The sequence below is a fragment of the Neobacillus fumarioli NBRC 102428 genome (assembly GCF_001591485.1).
Classification (GTDB): Bacteria; Bacillota; Bacilli; order Bacillales; family Cytobacillaceae; genus Neobacillus; species Neobacillus fumarioli.
Genome location: NZ_BCUZ01000116.1, coordinates 1 through 8,401 on the forward strand (window position 1 = coordinate 1; position 8,401 = coordinate 8,401).

Here is an 8,401-nt window from a genome sequence, read left to right on the forward strand (position 1 = left end):
GAAAATTTTTCAGGGGGTGTAAACATGAAGTTAGTGGATGAATTATATGAAATGTATCGAAACAAACTGACTGGTGATGAAGAGGACATTGATATGCTGGCATTTGCGTTTTTAGAAGAGATGTCGCATGAAGATCTACTGGCATTAATTCAAGATATGGATAAACAAGAACTTTACGACTTAATGGGCCTGTATTTAATTGAAAGCCTGAAAGGGAAATTCGCTCAGGAACAGTACGGCCAGCATCGTGTTCATACTTATTATCCGAGGAACATACATTGATTTTTACATAAGATCAAAAGGCGGCACAAATTTGCCGCCTTCTTTTTTAAGCAAAAACCTGCTTTAATTCTTCTTTATCATGTTTCAGCCATTCACGCATCAGCTCTTTAGCCCCTTCAAGGGTATGAAGCTTAGCCTGGCCGCATTGACGTTCATTGCTTGCAGGAACTTCTGTTGCTTCAAGGGCAATTTTCATTGTATCTTCGAGAAGATCAATAACTTCATCAACTTTCGGTTCCCCGCTGACAACAAGATAAAAGCCGGTTTGGCAGCCCATTGGCGAAATATCGATAATGTCAAAGCTATACTTCTCGGCGGCATTACGAATATTGTGGGCCAGCAAATGCTCCAGCGAGTGAAGGGCATCCGGTTTCATCGCTTGTTTATTAGGCTGGCAAAAACGGATATCAAATTTATTAACAACGCCGCTACCTACTTTATGAACACCACAATGGCGGACATAAGGGGCTTTTACAGCATTATGATCCAAATCAAAGCTTTCAACTGAAGGCATTTCAATCACTCCTTTGAATTTCTAAACAAATCATACTATAATTTCAAGTTTTTTTCATCATATTAGGCTATTTAGAGCTATTTGTGGTATTTTTGAAAATAAGAAGGTGTAAAACAATGCTAAAAAAATTTTTTATTGCCCTTATTCGTTTTTATCAGATAGCCATATCACCATTAAAACCACCCACATGCCGTTTTTATCCAACCTGCTCGCATTATGGATTGGAAGCCATTCGGCGCTTCGGGACCCTGAAAGGCAGTTATCTTGCGCTTAAACGGATTCTAAAATGCCATCCCTTTCATCCTGGCGGAATCGATCCGGTTCCGGAGAAATGGAACGAATAAGAACAGACAGCGCTCTGGTCAAAATTATGCCTGAACTTGCAGGATTTGTTAGTATTCCCTGACAATAACAGGCATGCACGCAAGTTTCTTTTCAAAAGCTATTCATGTATTACCGACTTGAATGAAGGAGTGATACATGTGGCACAAGATGTTTTATGTGAAGTAAAAAACTGTACATTTTGGGCAAATGGTAATAAATGCAGCGCTGACCGCATATATGTCGTCAGCCACACTGGAAAAACTGCTGATACGCAGAAAGAGACTGATTGTCAAACATTTGAAGCAAAAAATATGTAAAATAGGAAAGAACCAGGCAACAGACTGTCTGGTTCTTTTTAAAGTTTTCACCTAAACGGTCAATCCCCACACGGATACCAAAAGACCAAGGTTTCTTCTACCGGGTCCGAAATGGTATCGGGTTCGGACTACAAAGAATAAAAATACTTCAACTCTGTCCGAAGCGACCCCCACTTCGGGCTGCAAAGAGCTAGAATACTCTTTCGGTGTCCAAATTTATCCTTTTAAAATAATTGAAACTTCCCTTCTTTCACCCATTCTCTTAACGTCCGCCGCAGCAATTTATTAGAAGCATTTTTTGGCAGTTCTTTTGTAAAATAAAACTCTTTCGGAACTTTATATTTTGCAAGTCTCTCCAAACAATATTCCCGAAGGTCTGCTGCTGAAATGCCGGAGCCCTCTGCTAAAACGGTAAAAGCAATGGGAACTTGTCCCCAGACTGGGTCATCCATCCCGGTTACACCTGCTTCGACGACATCTGGATGCGTTAATAATACAGCCTCAATTTCTGCAGGATAAATATTCTCCCCACCCGAAATAATTAAATCTGAACGCCGATCCAACACATATAAAAATCCTTCTTCATCCATATAACCGATATCGCCGGTATATAGCCAGCCGTCCCTAATCTTTTCTTTCGTTGCCTCCGGACGGTTTAAGTACCCTGTTGTAACATTAGGTCCTTTTACAACAATCTCCCCAGCTTGGCCGGCCTTAGCGTCACTACCGTCCTCCAATTCAATTCTAACTTCCGCCGGAAACAAAGGTTTCCCGGCTGACCCTAACTTTTTCAAATTATATTCTGGAGCAAGCGTAACAATTTGGGATGCTGTTTCTGTCATACCAAATGATTGAAATACCGGGATTGATTTTTCAACGCAAGCTTCAAGGAGTGGCAGTGGTGCTGGCCCTCCGCCTAAAAGCATGCAGCGAAAATAGTCTGGCAGCTTTCTATCTTTCAGTGCATCAACAATTCTTGTTAGTGTTGTTGGAACAACTGACATGAGGGTCACATGTTTGGCTATGATATCCTCTATCGTTTTTTCCGCATCGAATTTCTCATGGAGTACAATCGGCATTCCATAAATCACACATTTCATTAACATGGAATACCCGCTTATGTGAAATAACGGCACTGAACATAACCAGCAATCACTATCAGTTATCCCCAAATTTAGCGCCGCTCCAATTGCACTCCACCAGTGGTTCCTATACGATTGCATGACTCCTTTTGGATTGCCGGTTGTACCTGATGTATACATAATAGTACAGAGGTCTGCCAATCTGATTTCATTTTGGATATCGGGGATGCTGCTGCTGCCGGATATTAGCCTGCTTTTGACTGTGGTCATTAATGAGGGATACTGATCATGTATAATTGGTTCAAGATCAGCAAAGGAATCGTCCAAAATCAAAAACGACGACGTTGAATCCATTAACTGCCAAATTATTTCAGCAGGTGTTAAGCGATTATTTAACATGACAGCAGGTGCCCCCAACAGTTGGAGAGCATATAAAATGACGGCTGTATCTAAATGATTTGACAATAACACACCAACCAATTGCTGCTTTCGAATTCCGAGTGCCTGCAGCTTTCCAGCTGTTTCTACACTTCGATCATAGAGTTGTTTAAACGTCAGATTCTGATCTTGAAAATATATAGCCGTCCGCTCAGGCGTTAAAAAAGCTCGTTTTTTTAAAAAATTGGGCATTATTTCGTTTTGCATGTTGTCACCTTCTGGATCAATAGTTTAAACAGCTAATTTAAAAAAACAGCTCGATGATGCTCATCAAGCTGTTTTTTTTAGCGTATTACGGGAACCGCGGGAATTGGCCAAAGTTTGGTTTGCGCTTCTCCTTGAAGGCATCTCGGCCTTCTTTTGCTTCGTCAGTTGTATAGTAAAGCAATGTCGCATCACCGGCAATTTGCTGAAGCCCTGCTAGTCCATCTGTATCGGCATTCATGGCAGCTTTAATGAAGCGTAAGGCAGTTGGACTTTTCTCCAGCATTTCTTCGCACCATTTAATTGTTTCTGCCTCAACTTGGTCAAGCGGTACAACCGTGTTGACTAAGCCCATTTCAAGCGCTTCCTGGGCATTGTATTGGCGGCATAAATACCAAATTTCCCGGGCTTTCTTATGACCGATGATTCTTGCAAGGTAACCTGAACCGTAACCGGCATCGAAGCTGCCTACTTTTGGACCCGTTTGACCAAAAATTGCGTTATCGGCTGCAATCGTTAAATCACAAACAACGTGCAGAACATGGCCGCCGCCAATGGCATAACCTTTAACCATTGCAACAACCGGTTTTGGAATCACACGGATTAGACGCTGCAAGTCTAGGACATTAAGGCGCGGAATTTGGTCCTCGCCAACATAACCGCCATGTCCGCGTACCTTTTGGTCGCCTCCGGAACAAAATGCTTTATCGCCGGCGCCGGTTAAGATAATAACCCCGATTTTAGAATCATCACGTGCATGGGAAAAAGCATCAATCAATTCCATAACGGTTTTCGGTGTAAATGCATTATGTACATGTGGGCGGTTGATTGTAATTTTCGCCATACCGTTATAGGTTTCATAAAGAATTTCATCATACTTACGCTCTGGAACCCATTCAACTGTCAAAACAAAAACCTCCTTGTTCTTATTATGAAAAAAGGACGGTTGTCCCTCTGAACGGTATTAACAGACCGATTTTTACATTCCATTAATACCAGACACAAAGTCACTTACTATTGTACCAAACTTCTCGAATTCTTCCACATGAATTGTATGACCACTGTTTTCAATCGTTATCCAGCTTGCGTTCTTCAGTTCCTTCATCATGTTATGGGCGATACCGCAAAACTTTTCGTCTTCTTTTCCTGTTACGAGCAGAACTTCACAATCCAGGTTCCGAAGCGGAGGCCCCCACCAGGATGGCTGTGATCCAGTTCCCATTCCAAGTAAACTATTTGCCAATCCTTCGGAAGAATTGTTCAGCCGCTGCTTCCTGATCTTTTCTTTCACAGCAGATGGGAGCCGCTTCATCGTGGCAAACAGAGGAATATCCTCCCAATAATCAACAAATGCCTTTACTCCCTGTTCCCGAATAAACTGTGCCAGTTTAGCATCACTCTCACGCCGCCTTTTTCTTTCCGCTTCCATTAAGAGCCCTGGTGAGGAGCTTTCTAATATTAATTTTCTCACCCTTCCCGGAAAGAGGATGGCAAATGAAAGTGCCAGCCTGCCTCCCATTGAGTAACCAAGTAAATCAATACGAGACACCTTGAGCTGATCCAGGATGGTTTTAAGATCGCTGGCGGCTTTCTCCATCTTATACCGATTTACATCATGAGAAAGCTCTGTCTGACCATGTCCAATAATATCTGGAATAATTAATTGAGAATGTGTCCCCCACTGTTCGTGAAAGGGACTCCATGTAGATGAATCACCGGTAAACCCATGCAACAGGACAAGAGGGAAACCGTTGCCGTATATCTCAACATGATATTGCAGACCTTCCGCTGGCACTTTCATTTATCGATCACCGCCGACAAATTTCGAAATTTCCCGGGAAATCGTCTGCCAAAATTCTCGATGCTCTTTTACATTTCTGTCCCTGTTCGTTTCTATTTCATAGACATTGATTCCATTAGATGATTTTTTGATTTCCCTGTTTAAATGATCCCAATCAGATATTTTAATAAATCTGCCGTTAAACATGTTTACAGCATGTTCAAATTCAATGTCCAGAGGCGTACCAAACAAAAGTTCAAAATGCTTCGGATGTTCCGATTGCGGTAAAAAGGAGAAGATTCCGCCGCCATTATTATTTACAAGAATAATATGAATATCAATCTGATACTTCTTGGCGATATACAATCCGGTTAAATCATGGAAAAAAGTTAAATCTCCAAGCACCAAATATAATGGTTTCGTATACGCTGCCGCCCCGATTGCAGTCGATATCGTACCATCAATTCCATTGGCACCACGGTTGGCCATGATTTGAATGGATTTATCATTGTGATGAAAAAAACTATCCAAGTCACGAATCGGCATGCTATTTCCGACAAATAGAACAGCCCCTTCCGGAAGCATATCCGCTAGCTTGTAAAACAGTTTCCCTTCACTTAATTCGGAAACATCATGTAACACAGTCATATTTTCTTTCGTGAGATGATTGATGTTTTGCCACTTCTCCAAATAGCTGCTGTCCTGGTTTACCTGTGTATAAGCTAAAATCTTCTCACAAAACAGCGTTTCATGGCAAAAAAACATATCAGTTGACAACAATGATGGGTCGCGCCATCCACCGCCGCCATCTACAACGATTTGATCCGCATCCTCATTTTCCTTCAAAAAGATCATTAGCGCTTTTGACACGGGCATAGCGCCAAATCTTATGATCACATCCGGTTTTAAAAAGACTTTGGCGTCTTCATTCCGCAAAAAGGTATCATATGTATCAATTACATTTTTGCGCTCATGTGTTCCGCTCCTGAGTTGTGATAATGGATCAGCTAAAATGGGGAATTTTAATGTTTCTGAAAGCCTTGTGACAGCATGAGCAAACCGTAAGTCATTAATGTTTCCGCAAACAATCATTCCCCGCTTTTTTCCCGCCAGCCTTTCAGCAAGTTCCTGAAAACGGTCTTCCGCAACGGTTAGCATCCCATTATGCACTTTAACATACCTTTCAGGCCGTTCAACAATTTCAAAAAGTTTCTCATGCAGGTTCGGAATCAATGGTTCCCGGAATGGGAAGTTTAAATGAACGGGTCCCGCTGGTGCTTGTACGGCTATTGCAATTGCTCTGGCACAGACTGTTCTAGCATAACGAATCATTTCCTTACTGTTCTCTGGCAGGGCCATCTCAGCAAACCATTTCACATGTTGGCCATACAAATGAATCTGATCAATTGCCTGCGGTGCACCGACTTCCCGAAGTTCATGGGGCCGATCAGCGGTAAGCACCAAGAGTGGAACGCGTGAATAACGCGCTTCAACAATAGCCGGAAAGTAGTTGGCCGCTGCTGTTCCGGATGTACAAAGAATCGCCACCGGCCTGTTCGTTGCTTTGGCAATACCTAATGCAAAGAAAGCGGCAGATCGTTCATCAACATGAATATGAACCTTTAAATCCGGGTGTTCCGCCATCACCATGGCCATTGGTGTAGACCTTGATCCTGGGCTGACTACAATATCTGTAATACCTGAATGATATAACTCTGCGACAAAGCTTACAAGATATGCTGTTAATGCTTCTTGATGACTCATATTATTTTCCTCCGAGAGCCGACAGCATGGGCCGAAACTTTAATGCCGTCTCTTGATATTCACTTTCCGCATCAGAATCAGCTACCACTCCGCAGCCGGCAAACAATGATGCTTCATTACCCTGAATTAATCCTGAACGGATCGCCACCGCAAATTCCCCATTGCCTAGGTAATCCAACCAGCCAATCGGGGCGGCATATAAACCGCGGTCCAACTTTTCTACCTGCCTAATCTTTTCAACAGCTTCCTTCTTTGGAAGTCCGCCAAGCGCCGGTGTCGGATGCAGCCGTTCAACAAGCAGTAGCAGGGACGTATCCTCCCGGCATTTGCCAATAACAGGTGTATAAAGATGCTGAATGTCACGTATTTTCATCAGCTGTGGTTTGTCTGGCAAAATAACTTCATCACATGCTTCTTCCAGTGCTTGTTTAATCATCTCCACAACATATTGATGTTCAAGCAGATTTTTCCGGTCATTTAATAATGTTTCCCCTAACATCCTATCCTCTTGAGCCGTATCACCACGAGATATAGAGCCGGCAAGACAAGTAGAAAAAATTTCATTGCCTTGTTTTTTAATAAGTCTCTCTGGTGTCGCACCGATAAAACAATCGCCATTTGACTCAAACGCAAAGATAAAACTTTCATGCTGCTGAACATGCAGCTTCTCCAGCACATCCGAGATCTCTACTTGTCCATTAAACATAAGTCTAAGTTCACGGGCAAGGACGATCTTTTTTAAAGGGCCGTTTGTTAATTCCTTCACAACAGCTGAAACACTATTTTTCCATTCTTTTGGAGAAATTTCTTTTGTTTCGATCAGACCCGCTTGTTGTCCCCTGTGGTCTTGCTGTATCTCATACAGTAACTGAGTACGCTCATTGCTGACCTTAGTTAAAAACGTTTTATCATCATTTGCCTTAAGGACAATATTAGTTGTTAAATAGTTCTCACCATTTATCCTACTTAATAAATATTTTGGTAAATAGAATAATGCGTCAGCATATTTTGACCAAAGCTCTGATTTTTCTTTATCAGGGTCAAAAGAAAATCCCCCAAAAATGCAAGGCCCTGCTCCAATTAACGAATATGGATTAGAAACAAAACTGTCCTTTAATAAACTTCTCCATTCTTGTTCCACATGAAAAAAGCGGCCAGCCTCCTGATCCGTACGAATTTGGTGTGAAATCCCCAGGCCAACGAGAACCAGCTCATCATTTGGATCCTTCCAGAAAAAACGCTCTCCAAGAAAGCGCTTTTCTCCCTGCTTAAAAAAGGCAAGTGGATCCATTGTATCCAGTTTATGAACTTCACTAAGCAGCACAGGATGACCAAGCTCTTTTGCACGATGAATGGCCAAAAGGCCCCTTTCTACTATTTCCGATTCCTGAATGGTAATCAAACCAATCCCTCCAAAACAGTCAAAATGACTGCTGTCCATTCATTTTTCTGCCTTTTTAAAGATACTACCGCTATGCAAAGAAGTCAATTATACTCGTTTCTATTGTTCCGGATTCATTCCCTATTATATGTCATATTTTAAGGATTAGGTTAGCAAATGACTTGAAAAAAATTTCCTACAGGTATTATCTTCTAGTTTTGATAGTAAAATTTGATTGACACTATACCAGTAATTCCATACACTAAGGGGTGGACATAAATAGATAAGAAAAGCGCAAGCGCATTGGTCAGCCTG

Annotated in this window: 9 protein-coding genes; 3 read left to right on the plus strand and 6 right to left on the minus strand. The window is 41.9% G+C overall.

What is annotated here, in order from left to right; genetic code table 11:
* Nucleotides 1-24: 24 nt before the first annotated feature.
* Nucleotides 25-282 (plus strand): DUF6154 family protein, encoded by a 258-nt coding sequence (locus tag BFU02S_RS13170; RefSeq protein ID WP_066371466.1) that lies wholly within the window; start codon nucleotides 25-27, stop codon nucleotides 280-282.
* Between the two features lie 46 nt (nucleotides 283-328).
* On the opposite strand, the gene BFU02S_RS13175 is transcribed toward BFU02S_RS13170, so the two are convergent.
* Nucleotides 329-796, minus strand: a complete 468-nt coding sequence (locus BFU02S_RS13175) for an S-ribosylhomocysteine lyase (RefSeq protein ID WP_066371453.1) — start codon at nucleotides 794-796, stop codon at nucleotides 329-331.
* Nucleotides 797-912: 116 nt separating this feature from the next.
* On the opposite strand from BFU02S_RS13175, the gene yidD reads away from it, so the two are divergent.
* Together yidD and BFU02S_RS16470 are read left to right on the plus strand one after the other, a co-directional pair.
* Entirely contained in the window at nucleotides 913-1,140 is a 228-nt protein-coding gene (gene yidD, locus BFU02S_RS13180; protein ID WP_066371455.1) for a membrane protein insertion efficiency factor YidD, read from the plus strand.
* 138 nt (nucleotides 1,141-1,278) lie between these two features.
* Nucleotides 1,279-1,437, plus strand: coding sequence for a DUF1540 domain-containing protein (locus BFU02S_RS16470; protein ID WP_084361115.1), 159 nt, complete (start codon nucleotides 1,279-1,281; stop codon nucleotides 1,435-1,437).
* A 224-nt stretch (nucleotides 1,438-1,661) separates the two neighbouring features.
* Here the strand turns inward: BFU02S_RS16470 and BFU02S_RS13185 are convergent, their stop codons facing one another.
* The 5 genes from BFU02S_RS13185 to BFU02S_RS13205 form a co-directional block, all read right to left on the minus strand.
* Nucleotides 1,662-3,164 (minus strand): o-succinylbenzoate--CoA ligase, encoded by a 1,503-nt coding sequence (locus BFU02S_RS13185; protein ID WP_066371457.1) that lies wholly within the window; start codon nucleotides 3,162-3,164, stop codon nucleotides 1,662-1,664.
* An 85-nt stretch (nucleotides 3,165-3,249) separates the two neighbouring features.
* The gene (menB, locus tag BFU02S_RS13190; RefSeq protein WP_066371459.1) at nucleotides 3,250-4,068 is read right to left on the minus strand and encodes a 1,4-dihydroxy-2-naphthoyl-CoA synthase; all 819 of its coding nucleotides are present in this window, start codon (nucleotides 4,066-4,068) and stop codon (nucleotides 3,250-3,252) included.
* A gap of 72 nt (nucleotides 4,069-4,140) precedes the next feature.
* Nucleotides 4,141-4,962: a 2-succinyl-6-hydroxy-2,4-cyclohexadiene-1-carboxylate synthase gene (gene menH, locus BFU02S_RS13195; protein WP_066371461.1), complete on the minus strand. Its 822-nt coding sequence runs from the start codon at nucleotides 4,960-4,962 to the stop codon at nucleotides 4,141-4,143.
* A complete protein-coding gene (gene menD, locus BFU02S_RS13200) occupies nucleotides 4,963-6,705 on the minus strand; it encodes a 2-succinyl-5-enolpyruvyl-6-hydroxy-3-cyclohexene-1-carboxylic-acid synthase (RefSeq protein ID WP_066371463.1) in 1,743 nt (580 codons plus the stop codon). It lies immediately after the preceding gene.
* A gap of 1 nt (nucleotide 6,706) precedes the next feature.
* On the minus strand, nucleotides 6,707-8,107 hold the full coding sequence (locus BFU02S_RS13205; protein ID WP_066371465.1) for an isochorismate synthase: 1,401 nt from the start codon (nucleotides 8,105-8,107) through the stop codon (nucleotides 6,707-6,709).
* Nucleotides 8,108-8,401 lie beyond the last annotated feature (294 nt).

What these genes read in the sequence shown, in the direction of transcription:
- BFU02S_RS13170 (WP_066371466.1), top strand. Translation starts at nt 25, where the DNA reads ATGAAGTTAGTGGATGAATTATATGAAATGTATCGAAACAAACTGACT.
- BFU02S_RS13175 (WP_066371453.1), bottom strand. Translation starts at nt 796, where the DNA reads ATGCCTTCAGTTGAAAGCTTTGATTTGGATCATAATGCTGTAAAAGCC.
- yidD (WP_066371455.1), top strand. Translation starts at nt 913, where the DNA reads ATGCTAAAAAAATTTTTTATTGCCCTTATTCGTTTTTATCAGATAGCC.
- BFU02S_RS13185 (WP_066371457.1), bottom strand. Translation starts at nt 3,164, where the DNA reads ATGCAAAACGAAATAATGCCCAATTTTTTAAAAAAACGAGCTTTTTTA.
- menH (WP_066371461.1), bottom strand. Translation starts at nt 4,962, where the DNA reads ATGAAAGTGCCAGCGGAAGGTCTGCAATATCATGTTGAGATATACGGC.
- menD (WP_066371463.1), bottom strand. Translation starts at nt 6,705, where the DNA reads ATGAGTCATCAAGAAGCATTAACAGCATATCTTGTAAGCTTTGTCGCA.